13 protein-coding genes are annotated in these 16,284 nt (G+C 45.0%); 4 read left to right on the plus strand and 9 right to left on the minus strand.

Annotated features, from left to right (window positions below; all coding sequences use genetic code 11):
- Positions 1 to 246 precede the first annotated feature (246 nt).
- The 3 genes from AAA952_RS11615 to AAA952_RS11625 all read right to left on the minus strand — a co-directional run bounded on the left by AAA952_RS11615 (position 247) and on the right by AAA952_RS11625 (position 3,210).
- Positions 247 to 990 (minus strand): 23S rRNA pseudouridine(2604) synthase RluF, encoded by a 744-nt coding sequence (locus tag AAA952_RS11615; RefSeq protein ID WP_338257174.1) that lies wholly within the window; start codon positions 988 to 990, stop codon positions 247 to 249.
- An 8-nt stretch (positions 991 to 998) separates the two neighbouring features.
- On the minus strand, positions 999 to 1,697 hold the full coding sequence (locus AAA952_RS11620) for a hypothetical protein (protein ID WP_338257341.1): 699 nt from the start codon (positions 1,695 to 1,697) through the stop codon (positions 999 to 1,001).
- Positions 1,698 to 1,878: 181 nt separating this feature from the next.
- Positions 1,879 to 3,210 (minus strand): Na+/H+ antiporter NhaC family protein, encoded by a 1,332-nt coding sequence (locus tag AAA952_RS11625; protein WP_105250033.1) that lies wholly within the window; start codon positions 3,208 to 3,210, stop codon positions 1,879 to 1,881.
- A 723-nt stretch (positions 3,211 to 3,933) separates the two neighbouring features.
- Between AAA952_RS11625 and AAA952_RS11630 the strand changes: the two genes are divergently transcribed.
- A complete protein-coding gene (locus AAA952_RS11630; protein WP_263203119.1) occupies positions 3,934 to 4,779 on the plus strand; it encodes an FAD:protein FMN transferase in 846 nt (281 codons plus the stop codon).
- A 281-nt stretch (positions 4,780 to 5,060) separates the two neighbouring features.
- Here the strand turns inward: AAA952_RS11630 and AAA952_RS11635 are convergent, their stop codons facing one another.
- Together AAA952_RS11635 and AAA952_RS11640 are read right to left on the minus strand one after the other, a co-directional pair.
- The gene (locus AAA952_RS11635; RefSeq protein ID WP_212600405.1) at positions 5,061 to 6,692 is read right to left on the minus strand and encodes a methyl-accepting chemotaxis protein; all 1,632 of its coding nucleotides are present in this window, start codon (positions 6,690 to 6,692) and stop codon (positions 5,061 to 5,063) included.
- A gap of 153 nt (positions 6,693 to 6,845) precedes the next feature.
- A complete protein-coding gene (locus AAA952_RS11640; RefSeq protein WP_168824945.1) occupies positions 6,846 to 7,736 on the minus strand; it encodes a DMT family transporter in 891 nt (296 codons plus the stop codon).
- Positions 7,737 to 7,949: 213 nt separating this feature from the next.
- On the opposite strand from AAA952_RS11640, the gene AAA952_RS11645 reads away from it, so the two are divergent.
- Positions 7,950 to 8,726 carry an AraC family transcriptional regulator gene (locus AAA952_RS11645; protein ID WP_028759458.1) on the plus strand — a complete coding sequence of 259 codons (777 nt, stop codon included), beginning with the start codon at positions 7,950 to 7,952 and terminating at the stop codon, positions 8,724 to 8,726.
- Between the two features lie 776 nt (positions 8,727 to 9,502).
- Here AAA952_RS11645 and AAA952_RS11650 read toward each other — a convergent pair.
- The 4 genes from AAA952_RS11650 to AAA952_RS11665 form a co-directional block, all read right to left on the minus strand.
- Positions 9,503 to 9,907 (minus strand): GreA/GreB family elongation factor, encoded by a 405-nt coding sequence (locus AAA952_RS11650; protein ID WP_338257180.1) that lies wholly within the window; start codon positions 9,905 to 9,907, stop codon positions 9,503 to 9,505.
- Positions 9,908 to 10,529: 622 nt separating this feature from the next.
- On the minus strand, positions 10,530 to 10,664 hold the full coding sequence (locus AAA952_RS11655; protein WP_105250029.1) for a DUF2474 domain-containing protein: 135 nt from the start codon (positions 10,662 to 10,664) through the stop codon (positions 10,530 to 10,532).
- A gap of 101 nt (positions 10,665 to 10,765) precedes the next feature.
- Positions 10,766 to 11,773 (minus strand): cytochrome d ubiquinol oxidase subunit II, encoded by a 1,008-nt coding sequence (cydB, locus tag AAA952_RS11660; protein WP_338257182.1) that lies wholly within the window; start codon positions 11,771 to 11,773, stop codon positions 10,766 to 10,768.
- A 50-nt stretch (positions 11,774 to 11,823) separates the two neighbouring features.
- Positions 11,824 to 13,158 (minus strand): cytochrome ubiquinol oxidase subunit I, encoded by a 1,335-nt coding sequence (locus tag AAA952_RS11665; protein ID WP_338257185.1) that lies wholly within the window; start codon positions 13,156 to 13,158, stop codon positions 11,824 to 11,826.
- Between the two features lie 158 nt (positions 13,159 to 13,316).
- Between AAA952_RS11665 and AAA952_RS11670 the strand changes: the two genes are divergently transcribed.
- Complete coding sequence (locus tag AAA952_RS11670) at positions 13,317 to 14,756, plus strand: aminotransferase-like domain-containing protein (RefSeq protein WP_338257187.1); 1,440 nt, start codon at positions 13,317 to 13,319, stop codon at positions 14,754 to 14,756.
- A gap of 123 nt (positions 14,757 to 14,879) precedes the next feature.
- Positions 14,880 to 16,178, plus strand: a complete 1,299-nt coding sequence (locus tag AAA952_RS11675) for an O-acetylhomoserine aminocarboxypropyltransferase/cysteine synthase family protein (protein ID WP_338257189.1) — start codon at positions 14,880 to 14,882, stop codon at positions 16,176 to 16,178.
- Positions 16,179 to 16,284: the final 106 nt, after the last annotated feature.

A 16,284-nucleotide genomic window follows, 5' to 3' on the forward strand; every position in this document is an offset into this window, starting at 1 on the left:
AAAAGTATAGGTAGGATTGTAAAATATGCAGAGAAATGAGACGGATGTGATTCTAGCAATGAAAGAGTTGTCTACCTCTTATCGCCAAATACGTCTTATCACCAAAATAGTGCGACACTTGGTAATGCTCCCACTTTTTAAGAACAGTAAGGCACATCGTACGAAGTGGCTACAGTGATACTAAAGACTGATGTGAAAAGAGCGCAAGACTTCTCTGAGTGCCGCTAGGGTGAGGCATACAACCGCCTATATTATTGCCAGCGCGGCTTTTAGCGTTGCAATTTCATCTAGTGTGAGTGGTCGCATTTCTCCCTCTGCTAATGCTGCTTCAGTACAAGAGTCTTCCGCCTCTATCGCTAACCTTAGCGTCATTAGCTCGACGCGTTGTAAGTCGATAACCTTATAGCGTAAGGCGCTGGCCATACGCCGAATTTGTCGATTTAGTCCCTGAGTCAGCACGATTTCAAAGCTGTCCGAACTGAGGCGGCGGACTTGGCAGGGCAGGGTTTGCAGGTCTTTATAACGCACTCCACTGGCCATTTGTTCAATAAAATCATCAGCAAATGCTCTATCGAGGCGCACATGGTAGGTTTTGTTGTGGGCAAAACTGGGGTGCATCAGTTTATGGGTCAGCTCACCATCGTTAGTTAACAGCAACAGGCCGCGGGAATCCTTATCGAGTCTGCCGACGGGGTAGAGTCTTGGTGCTTTGGGAAGTAGGTGTATGAGGCTCGTTTCATCCTGCTCAAGCAGACGGCAATCCGTGCCCACTGCTTTGTTCAATACCCAATAGGCGAGTGTTTCGGCTTTAGTGATAGGTTTGCCATCAAACTCAATACGGTCGAGGCAGTTTAATGACTCGTCGAAACAGATGGGATCTGCGTGGCGGACGATACCGCCATTGAGTGTGATGCGCCCGGCCTCAATCAAACGGCAGGCTTCACGGCGTGAGCCTATGCCACACTGGGCGAGGTATTTTGCTAAGCGCATAGATTACCCTAAAGTATTTGGCGTTCTTGGGCGCGATGATACAGTATTTTTGATAGGCGCCGCATTGCAAAGGCTAGGCTTAAACACCAAATAATACTCAAGTTAGTTTGGAGCCACATATTGGCTGAAACAGTACAAAAGTGTGTTTGGGGCATACAGGGAGGGAAATCCAATATTGTCCAATCTAATTGCAGGGTTAAACTCACGGCACTACAAAAGCTGATCAGGCTCAAATAGAACAGTGGCTTTGGGCAAATAAACCGAGGCACTATCCCCGCTATAATCACAAGGCTGTGTAAGATGAGGGTGCTTAATAGATAACTCGTTGAAACTATTCTGTGTATGCTCAAAAAATTAATGGGGAATATTCCCATCAAAATCACAGAGACTCCTACCCAAGCACCTGTAAGTGCTATGCATTGGCTGAACGTATCCAGTTTTAGTAAGTAGAGCCCGGTCATTGAAATGAGTATGCAGAGCCCTGCAGCCAATAAGCTTAAATTAAACACATAAGCGAGGGGTGAGTTGATATAGTTACCTAAAAAATCAGCTCGTATTTGTAAGACTTGAACTCCAACGTTTTGATATTCAGCATAAATAGCAATTAAAACTCCAGAAGCGCTAATAAAGGCTGCGCCTACAATCAACCATGTAATAAGACGATGTAGATCGTAATAACTTGGTTCTTGGTGATAAAGAGGATTCATGGAGACTAAAAATATACTGACGGGATATGACCACATTGAATGCGGTAACTTGCCTGAATTGTTTAATGAAGGCAAGCGAGTTAATGCTTTTTCGCCAAAAGAGGGCTTTAAAATGACAAGGAACGCCTAGTGCGTTCCTTGTCATAAACGTTAGATTCTACTCATGCGACTCAAATATCATTTAGTGTCGTTTGCGGAAAATTACAATCGCAACAGCCACTACGGCTAAAATCATACAGTACCAAGCGTGTGATACCGCTGCTAATGGCGTGATGCTAAAGGTCGAAGCAATTAAGAGTGCCTGTGCACCATACGGGATTAAACCTTGGATAATACAGGCGAAAATATCGAGTATGCTGGCGGCACGTTTTGGACTCACGCCATGTTTCTCTGCTAAGTCTTTTGCAATATCACCCGTCACCACGATAGAAACTGTGTTGTTAGCCACACAAGAGTTAGTCACTGCGACTATACCTGCCATGCCTAGCTCAGCAGCGCGGCATGAAGCTTCACCTTGCGCCTTGGAGAAACGAGTGATCAGCTTTTCAATCTGTTTACTCACAAAGGCGAGACCACCTTGCTGCTGCATGAGTGCGGCTAAACCACCCACTAGCATAGATAGAATGAAAATCTCCTGCATATTGCTAAAGCCAGCATAAATATCTTTACCGAATTGGATCACGCCGTAATCCATAGTAAACAGGCCGGTTGCGCCCGCTAATAAGATACCTAAGGTCAAGACCACAAATACGTTCAGACCCGCCACAGCTAAGATCAAAATGGTCAGATAAGGAATGACCTTAATAAGATCGATATTCTGCGTTGCTAATTCTGCTTGGCCTTGTCCGGCAAATACAAAGGCGATTAAAGTTAGCAGTGATGCGGGGATAGCGAAAATCAAATTTTCACGAAATTTATCTTTCATATCACAGCCTTGGGTGCGCGTAGCTGCAATTGTGGTATCGGAAATAATCGACAAGTTGTCACCAAATAGAGCGCCAGACATCACGGCTCCCGCCATCAGTGCATAGTCGATTTGCGCTTGGTCGGCTACGCCTAGGGCGATGGGAGCGACAGCAGCGATTGTCCCCATAGAGGTTCCCATGGCCGTTGCGATAAAAGCGGCAATCACGAAGAAACCAGGTAGTAACAGGTTCGATGGGATTAACGATAAACCAAGGGCAACAGTAGCATCGACGCCGCCAGTGGCTTTAGCGACTGCAGCGAAGGCGCCTGCAAGTAAGTAAATTAAACACATTGCAATAATATTGCTGTGACCAATACCGCCAATAAAGGTATCAATCGATTGATTTAATTTCTGTTTTGATAAAATCAACGCCAGAATGATTGCAGGTAAAATAGCGATAACGCTGGGTAATTGATAGAAGGCAAAGTCGACACCTTGGCTTTGGAAATACACACCCGCGCCAATGAAAAGACCAAGGAAAACAAATAATGGCAACAGGGCAATAAAAGATGCCGGGCTGTGCTGTGCTGCTGTTGGATTGCTCAAATGTTATCTCTCTTTCGCTTAGGGTTTTTCCGCAGGATCCTTGGCAGTCAAACTCGCTTAAATTCAGTGTTGCCGCGGCATCGTATCCTAGCAACTTGAGGCAAAGCATATTTGATCCCTGATAACCTGTCAATTTAGACGTCTAGATGTTTTTACTTCCGTTGTGATCGCTAGGTTATTAATAGGTTGTATAAGATGAAAATTAGTCTTTATTTTAATTACTAATCAATACTTTACCTGTTTTCATTTAGATTGAGTTAGAGGGTTTATATCTGATTTAGCGTGTATTTCAACTGAATGGAATAGCGTAAAATTTAAGCGGATGACTGGTGTGATGGAGTAAGCCGGCTATTTATTGCTCCATTTAGTTTGAGTTGTTGGTGGGTAAGACAGCATAAATAGCGTAAATGATGAGTGGCATTAATCAATAGGGCTCATTTGGGGACGTATTGACTTAGTTCGCTTGTGCAGCGTTGTGATAGCAATGATAAGTCAAATAACTTTAATAAAACCTTAATAAGCAATCTATTGTTTTTAAATGTAAAACAGTTTCAAGCATCTAAAATCCCCATAAAAACTAATGGCAACAATTTGTATTGAAGTAGAGACTTTAATAGAATCCGCACAAATTATGTTAATTACTCTTAGTGCTTTGTTTAAATTTAACTGGATGAAGCGTTTATTGCTGATCCCTCAAATCTTCCTACCACAGTGGGTATTATCATGATACGTCGCGCTAAGCCATTACTCGGAACGCTGGTGGAAATCGCTGCCGAGTCACTGCCAAATCAAAGCGGTGAGGTACTACTTAAAGATAAAGCATTGGAAGCGGCTATTAGCGCGGCTTTTTCGCGTGTGACCCATATTGGGCGGTTGCTGAGCTTCCATCAACAGGACAGCGAGTTAAATCAGTTAAATCGGCAGCCGGGAATTTGGGTAACGTTAAGCCAAGATAGTTTACGAGTGCTCAAGTTGGCTAAGGGGCTGGGTAAGGCGAGCAACAACTTATTCAATTGTACCGTTGGCGGCGAAATGATGTCTCGCGGCGCTTTGCCTGCTTACCTTGGTATGCCATTATTATTGCAAGGTGACTGGCAAGATATTGAAATAAAAGGTAATCAAGCGCGATTAGCTAGACCGCTAATGTTAACCTTAGATGGTATTGCTAAAGGTTATGCGGTTGATATGGCAGTGAGTGAGCTGCGTCGCGCTGGCGTGAGCGGAGGTTGGGTCAATGCGGGTGGCGATTTAAAAGTTTTTGGCAGTGCATCTTTAAATGTAGTGTGCCGCGGTCCATTAGGAGCGAGCCAAAAGCTCTGCGTTAGCAATATGGCGCTCGCCAGCTCACGGGTCTCACAAACCTTAAGTCATGATTATCCTGCACTATTACTGCCAACTGGCAATGTTGCCGATACGAACGTCGATGCTGAAAGCGAGCGTATTGTTAGTGTGAGAGCTTCTTTTGCTTGGCGCGCCGATGCGTTAACGAAAGTCGCAGGATATCTTAATCCCGACTTGGCCGCTGAAAAAATTGCTCACTTGGGTGGTCAATTAGTCAGTTTTGATTGATGTATCTTCTGGTTGTTTTACAGCTTTTGTAGATGATTGAATTAGAAATTCAATCATTACTGTGAGTTAACATTAAGCAGTTAGTACTGTTATTCGCACTTTAACGGGTGAATCGATACAACTTGGGTTTTGTTACCGTTATTTGCAACTTGCATACGGTTGTGGGCTTTTATTGTCTTCAAGCTTTTCTTGGTATTATTTCCATTAAAAAGAGTGCCCACATTGGGCACTCTTTTCGTTTCAATAGCTTATCGCTAACTATGTGTCGTTAGTCATTTATCTTAAGCGACTTTAAATCGCGCAACTTCTTTTTGTAGGTTGCTGCAAATGGCTTTAGTGTTGACGACTATTTGCTGCGTTTCTTGGATCACTAAGTTGCAGTATCTTGTTTTATCGGATAATTCGGTCAAGTTACGATTAATTTCTTCGGTCACATGGGTTTGCTCTTCGGTCGCAGTCGCCGTTTGAGTGGACATCTCACTGACCTTAGAGGTGGAGTTTAGAATTTCATCTAATGCATCTTGGGTCTGGCTGGCGAGGGTCACGGTTGATGTGGTCAGGCTAGCTCCCGATTCAATGCTTTTAACCGCATCATTTACTCCGCGTTGCAACTCTTCAATCATGCGCTGAATATCTTGGGTTGAGGTTTCGGTACGACTCGCTAGTGTACGTACTTCATCGGCAACTACGGCAAAGCCACGGCCCTGTTCGCCAGCACGCGCCGCTTCAATGGCCGCGTTAAGGGCAAGGAGGTTAGTTTGCTCAGCGATTGAGCGGATCACATCAAGCACTGAGGCAATATTGGCAGAATTAACTGAAAGTTTTTCAATAACAGTCACGGCATTTTTAACTGATTCAGACAGTTGTTGAATATGATTAACGGACTGGGCGAGGATATTTTTACCCTCTACTGTTTGGTCATTCACCTTAGTGATTTCGGTGGCAGTATGAAGAGCGTTACTAGCGACTTCTCTTACGGCTGCACTCATTTCATTTACTGCTGTGACAATGGTATCGACAAACTGCTCTTGTTCATGGCTGATGTTGATTGTGGTGGCTGACTTAGTTGCAAGGCTTTCAACGGTTTGGCTCACATCTTTAGTTTGACCAATAATCGAGATGACCATTTGCTGTAGCTGCTCTACAAATAAGTTAAATGCATGGGCGAGCTCGCCGATTTCATCCTGACGTGTGATAGGGATCCTTTGGGTTAAGTTACCGTCACCATCGACAATGTCATTGATCCTGCTAGTGATATCTTCAATTGCATTGACTATGATTTTAGGGCCGAAGTAGGCAATCAAAAGCGCCACAATGGCGACTAAGCTCGCTATCGTTAAGGATATTTGGGTTTGGGTGGTTGCCTGTTCCGTTGCTTGTAAATCTAGCTCTTTTACTCTGTTATCGGCGGCTTCGCCCGCGGCATTGTAGATATCTCTTAATGCCTTAAATTCTTGCTTGGATTTGGTTTCGTGGAGTTGTTTCGCGCGTTCAAAATCATTACTTTTAACGGCATTAATGACCTCTGATGAGGCTTGATACCAGAGCGAAAACTGCGCCTCAAAGCCATTGGTTGATTGCAGTACTTGCAGGTGATCTGTAAGGATTTTTTTAAATTCTCCCATTCTGTCACGGGCTTGATCGACATTCTCTTGCCAGTTATCAATCTCATTTTTGCGATTATCGGCAGATAATTCTTCCCTGAGTAACACTTCTTCACTTAGCTGCGCTTGATAAAGGTCGCGATCTGCATTGAGAATTGCCGAAATTGCGGGATTAAATAACTGACTAAATTCCTGCATCTGTTTCACAGTAGCACGGCTTTGCATAGCATCGGTGACCGCCATGACAATGAGGGCTGTCGCCATAATGGCAAACATCAGTGAAAACTTAACGCGAATACTGTTAAACATAGGACTATCTCCATTAATAACTTAATAAATAGCTTAGCCGTTATTTATAGAATTGCCTTTGCGTGCAGCAGATTGCGATGGGATTTTGTACGCATTGAAATAAGTGAAACCGCCTTGGTCACTGTTACCAAGGCGTTGACGCATTACTTTGTATTATTCAGGACAAGCTAGGGTAGGGATGACTTTAGGCTTAGGTTTTATCTGCACTAGCATGACGCCAATAATGACCATAGAACCGCCAATATAATGATAAATGGCTAAGGTTTCATCTAGGATGATGGCCGCCAGTATCGCCGCAATAATAGGCATTAAATTAAAGAATACACTGGTGCGATCGGCGCCGAGTTTGCTTATGCCATTGATCCAAGCCCATGGCGCTAAAAGTGAGGCAGCGATAGCAGCGTAAAGTATCAGTGGTGCCGATTGGGCACTGATCGCTATGCTGGGACTCGTAAACAGCAGTGGCGTCAGCATGAATACGGCTATGAGTCCTTGAATATAAACCGATTCCCAAGTCGGCAGTGGCAGTTGCCAGCGTTTCAGTAATACGCCATAGAGAGCATACACAAAGGCGCTAAAGAGCAACAGTAAATCACCTTGAGTCACGCCGATGGCAAGATTCATCATATCGCCGTGACTGAGCATAAAAATCAATCCAAATAGCGAGATTAAGGTGCCACCAAAGGCTAACGGTGATAATTTTTGCTTGAGTAATGGCACGGCTAAAAACAGACTGATCATAGGCACGAGAGAGGTGATTAATGCCATATTTGTTGCCGTGGTGGTTGCCGCCGCAAAATAGGCCAGACTTTGGTTTAGCACCATACCTAACAAGGCCAAAGTAGCGAACTTAGGTAACAAAGGTAGTATCACTTGGCGTTTTTGCCAGACGCGATTTGCGACAAAGGGTGTTAACAATAACATAGCGAAAAACCAACGGTAAAATGCTATGGCTTCAGGATCGATAATCCCAAATGAGAGCTTGTTGACTATCGAATTGCCTGCCCAAATTAATACGGCCAACAGGGGAAACAAATACAGCATGGTCCTGCCTTTAGGTACTGGCTAAAGTGACTGGCCATAGCTTATGGCTTATCACTTAAGCATCCAGATAATAGATTAGTGGCTATTATCCATGGTCGGTTATGATATAAATATCGCTTATCAGACAAGGTCAATTCCTCTACGGACAAGCGTAATCTGGGTTAGCGATTTCGTTTGAGTTTTTTGGACCACCATAGCTTTGAGGGCATCAAAATGCGCACGGTTTACCATCCGCTCACGGCAGAGCAAGAGCCTGCTGCAGATATCTTCTTCAACTATGAAGCTTTCCTACCAAATACGGTAACGCCAAAACATCAACATGTTTGGGGGCAACTGCAGTTAATCAGCGGTGGAATTATGGAGTTACATGCTGCAGGGCAACGGTTTTTATCGCCGTCACAATATGCGATTTGGGTTCCTGCGGGGATAGAACATGAAAGTTACACTCGGCGCAGTATTCATTATTGCTCGATGAATATAGTTGCCGAGCGGGCTGCGGCTTTTCCCATAGAGACCTGTCTTTTAGCCGTGACATCCATTGCCCAATCGATCGTTAACGATCTGCGGGAACGGCAAGTCACTGTGGCAGAAACTGCGGCGGATAAGCGACTGGTTGAGGTTTTGCTCGATCAGCTGACCTTGGGTAAAGCTCTACCGCAATTTCTGCCCACCGTTTCAGATAAACTGTTACAGCCGTTGTTGCTGGCACTTGAAGCCGACCCTGCGAGTTCGAAAACCTTTAAATCTTGGGCCAGTGAATTACATACCACAGAGCGTACCTTAGCTCGTCGCTGCCAAGAGGTTCTGGGGATGAGTTTTACTGAGCTAAGACAAAGGCATAAGTTTATCTATTCTTTACAACTATTACGTCAGGGACTTGCGATCAAAGAAGTGGCATTGACGCTCGGCTATAACCAAACTTCGCCTTATATCGTGATGTTTAAAAAATATGCTCAGTGCTCACCTGAGCAGTATCGCCGCCGATTGTGATTGAGTGGCTGATGGAGCAAGGCTTAATAAAGGCGAGATAATGAGATCCTATGTGAAAGTCGCGCTAGATGATGCACTAAAAATATTGGGTGGAAGCTGTGAAATAAGATAGGGTGCTAAAGTATTAACACCCTATTTTCGGCCTATTTAAAGAGAGGATTTAAGGTTTTTTACAGAGTTAGATAAGTTAGTCGGAAGCCTTTTGGCGGTTCCGTTTATCTTGACGCTTCTCTTTTAAGGTTTTCATTGGCGGTTTTTTGTTTTTTTCTTTACTCATAGATATAAACTCCAAAGTGAAGGTTACTATCCGAACCCGCGCCGCAAATCGGTTTCGATAGTTGGGCTCAATTTTTTATTTCAGGCTTTAATTGAGACGGTTTATTTATAAAGAGTATAAAAATAAATTTAACGATTGAGGCGCCGTGCGAAACCTCTTAACCCCTTTGCTGTTTACTCTAAAGCGCTGCCATGACTTATACGTAAATAGTTGCAAAGAGTCGTTAATTGCAGTGTTAAACCTATTTAAAGTGTCTCTTTAATAAATATCGCGGCCAGTTAATGACTTCAAAATAACATTCCCTCTTATTATATTATGTTGAAAATACCGCTATAAGCCGCCGCTAATAGCGAGTTCAAAGCATGTTGCCACTGAATTGAACATGCTTTATTTTAAAATGCTTACAGTCTAATAATCATATCTTTAAAATTTTCTGAAATGTTATCAAGTAGCAATACTCAATAGCCATTTACAAAAAAGTATGCCAAATGATTTTTTTCTATACAGACTTTTTAGGTTGTTTTTTCGTTAAACTGACATCTTTAATCATAAACAGAACTGGTTTGCCTAAAATGCTCACCTCTGCCAGTTCGCCCTTTGATAACCCAAGTAAGCTGACGCCTAAATCTGATATGACAGAGAAACGTCCTGCACTGGGTTTATGCCTTGGTGGATACACGAGTTCAATTTGGTACTCTTGCTGATCCTGCAGATTAACTAAGTGAATTTCCCGTCCCACAGTCACTTTATCACTCGTCGTATCATGTTTTAGCTGCTCAAGCTTACTAATCACGCCTGCCAAAGCTGTTGGGCGTAGAGAGACATTAAAACTGTTTTGTAAATAATAGGTTTCAGTTTTTAGAATAAAATTCTGGAAAAGACCACTAAAAAAAGAATATGCCATTGCCGCCTCTGAAATAACAAAGTTAAAATATAAGCATAGAAATTAAAATGAGTATTACTCTGTGCTTATTTCACAAGAAGTTATAATTCTGCCGAGCGCGAGTGACGCTCGGCTTAGACTGGGAATTTGAGCGAGAGGCGGATTGAGCTTACTGAACTAGATGTGTTAGCTAACACATGGGAAAATAGTGATGAAAATGCAGTGCTAAACATAGTGTTACATCTCCAGTCAAAAGTTGATATTCGATTGATTATTTATTTTTGTATATCGATTTAGTATATCGGCCTTGCTGTTAACTAAATCTTGCCATTAACTAAATAAGTAATTGCTTGGCTGATACCATAGGTCAAGTAAAAATATAAAGCAAGCCTAACTAAGCTAATCTTGCTGAATATACTGATAACAGTAAAACTGGATTTAACATTATTTTAACTTTGCCACATTGGCGCTAGTCTTTGTCAATTTAATGCTAGCACTCGTAAAGTAAACTGAGCACTTGTTAATTTGGCAGAACTGAAAGCCAAATTAATTCAACCATTGAATGTTCTAGTGCATTGTCGCTAGATGCTATGGGCACTAACTGAATTAAGCCTTAATATAAGCTTCTAAAGTCAATATTTACTTAGGTTGTTAAGCCCGCACCTTTTAAAAGTATTTTGATACACATAGAGACGAGGAACAGACAGCTTACGCTTGTACACCAAATCAGCACTAACCAGCCGAGTCGATAGGCGAGGGATTTCGTTTGGGTCGTCATGTTGATCTCCTGCATATATAAAGTCATCTAAGGTGAATCAGCGACCTAAGCCAAGTTGGCTTAGGTCGCGTTTTGGGAAGCCTCTTTTACCTGAGTCATGGCTAGTGATAGCCTGCATCCTTGGTTACTTTGCCGCGGAACACGTAGTAGCTCCAAAAGGTATAAACCAAAATCAGCGGGATGATCATCAGGGCGCCGACGAGCATAAAGCTTAGGCTGCTGTCGGGGGCTGCTGCCTGCCAAAGGCTGATGTTGGGTGGAATAATGTGCGGCCAGATACTGATCCCTAAGCCACTAAATCCTAGGAAGATCAGCCCTAGAGTGAGTAGGAATGGCTGATAGTTATCATCACGATTTAGGGATTTTATCAAGGCCCAACTGCAGGCTAATGCCAGTATTGGCACTGGGGCGAAGTAGAATAAATTCGGTAAACTAAACCAGCGCAGGGCAATATTGGGTTGCACAAAAGGCGTCCATAAACTGACTAAACCTATGGTCATAAGCAGGCATAAGGTCAGTGCTCTGCCGAGTTGTTGCATGGTCGTTTTAAGCTCGCCTTGGCATTTTTTTACTAACCAAGTTGCGCCGAGCAGAGCATAGGCCAGCATAAGGCCAAAACCGCAGAAAAGTGAGAAGGGCGTTAACCAATCGAAACTACTGCCGCTAAATTGTTGGTTACTCACCGAAATGCCAGAGATAAACGCCCCCAGCACTACGCCCTGTGAAAAGGTGGCCGTGATAGAACCGAACATAAACGCTTTATCCCAGAATGGTTTAGCTTCTGCGCCCGACTTAAATCTAAACTCAAATGCCACGCCGCGAAAAATCAATGCCAGCAGCATGATGAGCAGCGGTATGGTTAGTGCTTCGAGTACTATTGCATAGGCGAGGGGAAAGGCACCGAGCAGACTAGCGCCGCCGAGCACTAACCAAGTTTCGTTTCCATCCCAAACGGGGGCGACGGTATTGACCATAATATCCCTGTCGTCCTCATCGTGAATGAAGGGAAACAGTATGCCGATGCCGAGATCAAAGCCATCCATCACGATATACATTAAGGTGGCAAAAATGATGATCCCGAACCAAATCAAGGGTAGATCGAATTCCATGGTGAGCCCTTAAATATGCTTAAGATTGAATAAGTAAAACTAGATTAAAATTAATGGCTTGTTGCTGCGCTATCTGGCCCTTTGCGGATGAGTCGCATCATATAGCGATAACCAACGCCAAAGATGCCACAGTAACTGACGATAAAAATCCCTAGGCTGATACTCAAGTGGGTAACGCTGTGGGAAGACACTGCATCCTGAGTACGCATCAATCCTTGGATCACCCAAGGTTGACGGCCAAGCTCGGTGGTAAACCAACCTGCTAGTGTGGCGAGCAATCCGGCGGGGCCGAGCACCAATACAAATCGCAGAAAGTGTTTGTTGCTGTAGAGGCTGCCTTTGCGCCTGAGATAAGCGCTCCACAGTCCAGCAAAAATCATCAATAAGCCTAAGCCGACCATGAGCCTAAAACTCCAGAACACTAACAACACATTGGGTCTGTCCTCGGCGGGATACTCAGTCAAGGCTGGCACTTGTTTGCTTAAATCATGCTTTAAGATCAGGCTCGCGAGCCCTGGGATTTCGAGACTGAAGTGGTTTTTCTCAGCGTCCATATCGGGAATCGCAAACAAAATAAGCGGTGTGGGTTTATCGCCCTCATTACGCCAATGGCCTTCCATCGCCGCGACTTTTACAGGTTGATATTCAAGGGTATTTAAGCCGTGAAAATCGCCAATCACAGCTTGCAGCGGCGCGACAATTAACGCCATCCACATCGCCATAGACAACATCTTGCGGATCGCGGGCGTGTCGTTACCTTTGAGTAAATGCCAAGCCGCCGATGCGCCCACAAAGAAAGCCGATGAAATAAAGGCCGCCACTGTCATATGGGCTAAACGATAGGGAAATGAAGGGTTAAACACTATCTGAAACCAATCCACAGGAATGACGCGATTGTTCACGATTTCAAAACCTTGGGGCGTCTGCATCCAGCTGTTTGAAGCTAAGATCCAGAAGGTTGAGATAATCGTGCCCGTGGCGACCATACAAGTGGCGAAGAAATGCAGGTTTTTGCCTACCTTCTGCTGACCAAATAGCATGACCCCCAGAAAACCCGCTTCGAGGAAGAAGGCGGTGAGGACTTCATAGGTGAGTAGCGGCCCAGTTACGCTGCCCGCGAAGGCGGAAAACGCGCTCCAATGGGTACCAAATTGATAGGCCATCACTATGCCTGAGACCACGCCCATGCCAAAGTTTATGGCAAAAATCTTCGACCAAAATTTATAGAGTTGTTGGTAAACCTCATTCGCTGTTTTCAGCCATAAACCTTCTAATACTGCTAGATAGGTGGCGAGGCCGATAGTGATGGCAGGGAAAATAATGTGAAAAGAGATGGTAAAAGCAAATTGGATCCTAGCGAGTACTGTGGCATCAAAATCAAACATAATTTCCTCGAGCGATAGGCATTTCTCGTTACAAAGGCATTGATCTAGTCGCGTTCACTGAACCCTATATTGGCTCGGCGGTGAAAGCTTGTGTGCTATTAGACCATGGGATATGCTAGCTATAACAGACACAGAATATCTTGGCTTGGCTATAACAGATGACGAAGTATGAGCAGTTAGCGCAGGAATTAAAGACACGAATAGCCCAAGGTGTCTGGCAGGCGGGGGACAAGTTGCCGTCGCTGCGCCAAACTGTGGCCGATTCGGGCTTGAGTCTGATGACAGTGCTCAATGCCTATCAGTTATTGGAAAGCCAAGGTGTGATCTCGGCGCAGGCTAAGTCTGGCTATTTAGTGGCGCCAAAGCCGGAATTAATCGCGCGGCAGGGAGAAGCCTTTCGTTATCCCGAGCGACAAAAGCCGATTTATCTTTCCGATAGCGTGGATATTAATGAGTTTGTATTCAATGTTCTGCAGGCTTCAAAGCAGGCGGATATAGTACCCTTTGGCTCAGGATTTCCCGATCCTAGTTTATTCCCACAACAAGCACTGGCGCGATCTTTGGTTAAGGTGACTCGGCACATGTCACCTTCTTTTGCCGCCGATAATTTACCGCCAGGAAATGCGGGATTGCGTAAGGCTATCTCCCAACGTTATGCCAAATTAGGCATGAGCATTTCGCCCGACGAAATCATCATTACCTCGGGTGCCATGGAGGCGCTCAACTTGAGTTTAGCGACGCTGACTCAAGCGGGGGATTGGGTTGTCATTGAGTCACCGACCTTTTATGGTGCGATGCAAGCGATTGAGCGGCTTAAGCTTAAGGCCATTGCGGTCGCGACCGATCCACAACAGGGGATTGATCTCGAGGCGCTGGCAGAAGTATTAAAAACCTATCCAGTGAAAGCCTGCTGGTTGATGAGCCAACATCAAAATCCCTTAGGTTGCAGCTTATCGGATGCTAAAAAACAGGCGCTTTATCAGTTACTAAACGAGCATAAGGTCAGTCTGATTGAGGATGATGTTTATCAAGAACTCTATGTCGACTCGAGCGCGCCAAGGCCAGTAAAAGCCTTCGATACAGAAGGACGGGTGTTGCACTGCGGCTCATTTTCTAAGTCTTTGATTGCTGGTTATCGTGTCGGCTGGGTGGCGGCGGGATGCCATGCACCGCAGTTACAACGCTTACAAGTCATGTCGACGTTATCGACCAGTGCGCCCATGCAGCTCGCCATCGCCGATTTTATTCAGTCGGCGCAATATGAACGGCATTTAAAACAGTTACGTAAAAAGTTAGCCAGCCGTAAATTGGCCATGTATCAATTATTGTGCGCGCATCTGCCCGAATCTGTGGGGGTCAACTTCGCGCAGGGCGGCTATTTCCTCTGGTTAGCGCTGCCATTACACATGGACGCTACACAAATTTATTATCAGGCGATTGAGCGTGGGATCAGTATTGCACCCGGAAATCTCTTTAGTAATCAGGTCGAATTCCGCCATTTTATGCGTTTGAATGCCTCATACGAGTGCTCGCCAGAGATAGTCTCTGCGGTCGTGGTGCTGGCCGAACTTATCCGCAACAATTTGCGCCGAAGTTAAAGGCTGTGGCTAAAAAATTTTAGACTTCTAGATGTCTATCTGTTAGCTTGTTGAACATGCACAAATCTTGTGCAATTCTCAATGTCGATTGAATACTGGGCTGCTACGGATAAGGAAGGGAAAATGAAATTAGAGTCACTGGCATTACACCATGGTTATGAGTCAGAAGCGACCACGAAGGCGGCCGCAGTACCTATCTATCAAACGACCTCTTATACCTTCGATGATACCCAGCATGGTGCTGATTTATTTGACTTAAAAGTCGCTGGCAATATTTATACTCGGATAATGAATCCTACTACTAGCGTGCTAGAGCAACGTCTGGCGGCCATTGAAGGCGGCATAGGTGCGCTGGCCGTGGCATCGGGTATGGCGGCGATTACCTATGCGATTCAAGCCTTGACTCAAGTTGGCGATAACATCGTCAGTACCAGTCAGCTCTATGGCGGCACCTATAATCTGTTTGCCCATACGCTGCCGCGCCAAGGCGTTGAAGTGCGCATGGCGGCCTTCGATGATTTTGAAGGCCTCGATGAGCTGATCGATGACAAAACTAAGGCCTTATTCTGCGAATCGATTGGTAATCCAGCCGGCAATATTGTCGATTTACAACGTTTAGCCGAGATTGCCCATAAGCATGGCGTGCCTTTAATTGTCGATAATACGGTCGCAACCCCAGTGTTATGTCGCCCCTTTGAGCATGGCGCCGATATCGTTATTCATTCTTTAACCAAATACATAGGTGGTCATGGCACGACCATTGGCGGGGTGATTATCGATTCTGGTAAGTTCGATTGGGTGGCTAATAAAGAAAGATTTGCCTTACTCAATCAAGCCGATCCTTCTTACCACGGTGTGGTTTATACCGAAGCCTTTGGCCCTGCGGCGTTTATTGGTCGTTGCCGTGTGGTACCGCTACGTAATACTGGCGCCGCACTGTCACCGCACAGCGCATTCTTACTGCTGCAAGGCCTTGAAACTCTTAGCCTTAGAATGGATCGCCATTGCTCGAACGCGCTAGCATTAGCCGAATATTTGGTGTTGCATCCGGCGGTGAGTTGGGTGAATTACGGCGCGTTGCCAAGCAGCCCTTATCAGGATAATTGCCACAAGATCACTGGCGGCAAAGCCTCTGGGATCATTAGCTTTGGGATTAAAGCGGCCACGCCTGAAGAGGGTAAAATTGCCGGCGGACGTTTTATCGATGCGCTGCAGATGATCCTGCGTTTAGTGAACATCGGCGATGCGAAATCCTTGGCCTGCCACCCTGCGAGCACTACGCACAGACAACTCGATGCCGATGAACTCGCAAGGGCGGGTGTGTCAGAGGATCTTATCCGTATCTCGGTTGGGATTGAGCATATCGACGACATCATTAACGATGTGGCGCAGGCGCTCGATAAGGCACTGGCGAGCAAATAGCTCGTATCGAATAGTCCATATTAAATAGCCGATACCTCATCGCTTTATTAAATCGTTAACAGTAAAAAGCCGCCATCGATTCAATTTGATGGCGGCTTTTTTAGTG

Source organism: Shewanella sp. M-Br, assembly GCF_036245925.1.
Taxonomy (GTDB): Bacteria; Pseudomonadota; Gammaproteobacteria; order Enterobacterales; family Shewanellaceae; genus Shewanella; species Shewanella oncorhynchi.

Bases quoted from the DNA above. Each gene is read 5' to 3' on its own strand.
- AAA952_RS11615 (WP_338257174.1), bottom strand. From the start codon at position 990: ATGCGCTTAGCAAAATACCTCGCCCAGTGTGGCATAGGCTCACGCCGT.
- AAA952_RS11620 (WP_338257341.1), bottom strand. From the start codon at position 1,697: ATGAATCCTCTTTATCACCAAGAACCAAGTTATTACGATCTACATCGT.
- AAA952_RS11630 (WP_263203119.1), top strand. From the start codon at position 3,934: ATGATACGTCGCGCTAAGCCATTACTCGGAACGCTGGTGGAAATCGCT.
- AAA952_RS11635 (WP_212600405.1), bottom strand. From the start codon at position 6,692: ATGTTTAACAGTATTCGCGTTAAGTTTTCACTGATGTTTGCCATTATG.
- AAA952_RS11640 (WP_168824945.1), bottom strand. From the start codon at position 7,736: ATGCTGTATTTGTTTCCCCTGTTGGCCGTATTAATTTGGGCAGGCAAT.
- AAA952_RS11645 (WP_028759458.1), top strand. From the start codon at position 7,950: ATGCGCACGGTTTACCATCCGCTCACGGCAGAGCAAGAGCCTGCTGCA.
- AAA952_RS11650 (WP_338257180.1), bottom strand. From the start codon at position 9,907: ATGGCATATTCTTTTTTTAGTGGTCTTTTCCAGAATTTTATTCTAAAA.
- AAA952_RS11655 (WP_105250029.1), bottom strand. From the start codon at position 10,664: ATGACGACCCAAACGAAATCCCTCGCCTATCGACTCGGCTGGTTAGTG.
- cydB (WP_338257182.1), bottom strand. From the start codon at position 11,773: ATGGAATTCGATCTACCCTTGATTTGGTTCGGGATCATCATTTTTGCC.
- AAA952_RS11665 (WP_338257185.1), bottom strand. From the start codon at position 13,158: ATGTTTGATTTTGATGCCACAGTACTCGCTAGGATCCAATTTGCTTTT.
- AAA952_RS11670 (WP_338257187.1), top strand. From the start codon at position 13,317: ATGACGAAGTATGAGCAGTTAGCGCAGGAATTAAAGACACGAATAGCC.
- AAA952_RS11675 (WP_338257189.1), top strand. From the start codon at position 14,880: ATGAAATTAGAGTCACTGGCATTACACCATGGTTATGAGTCAGAAGCG.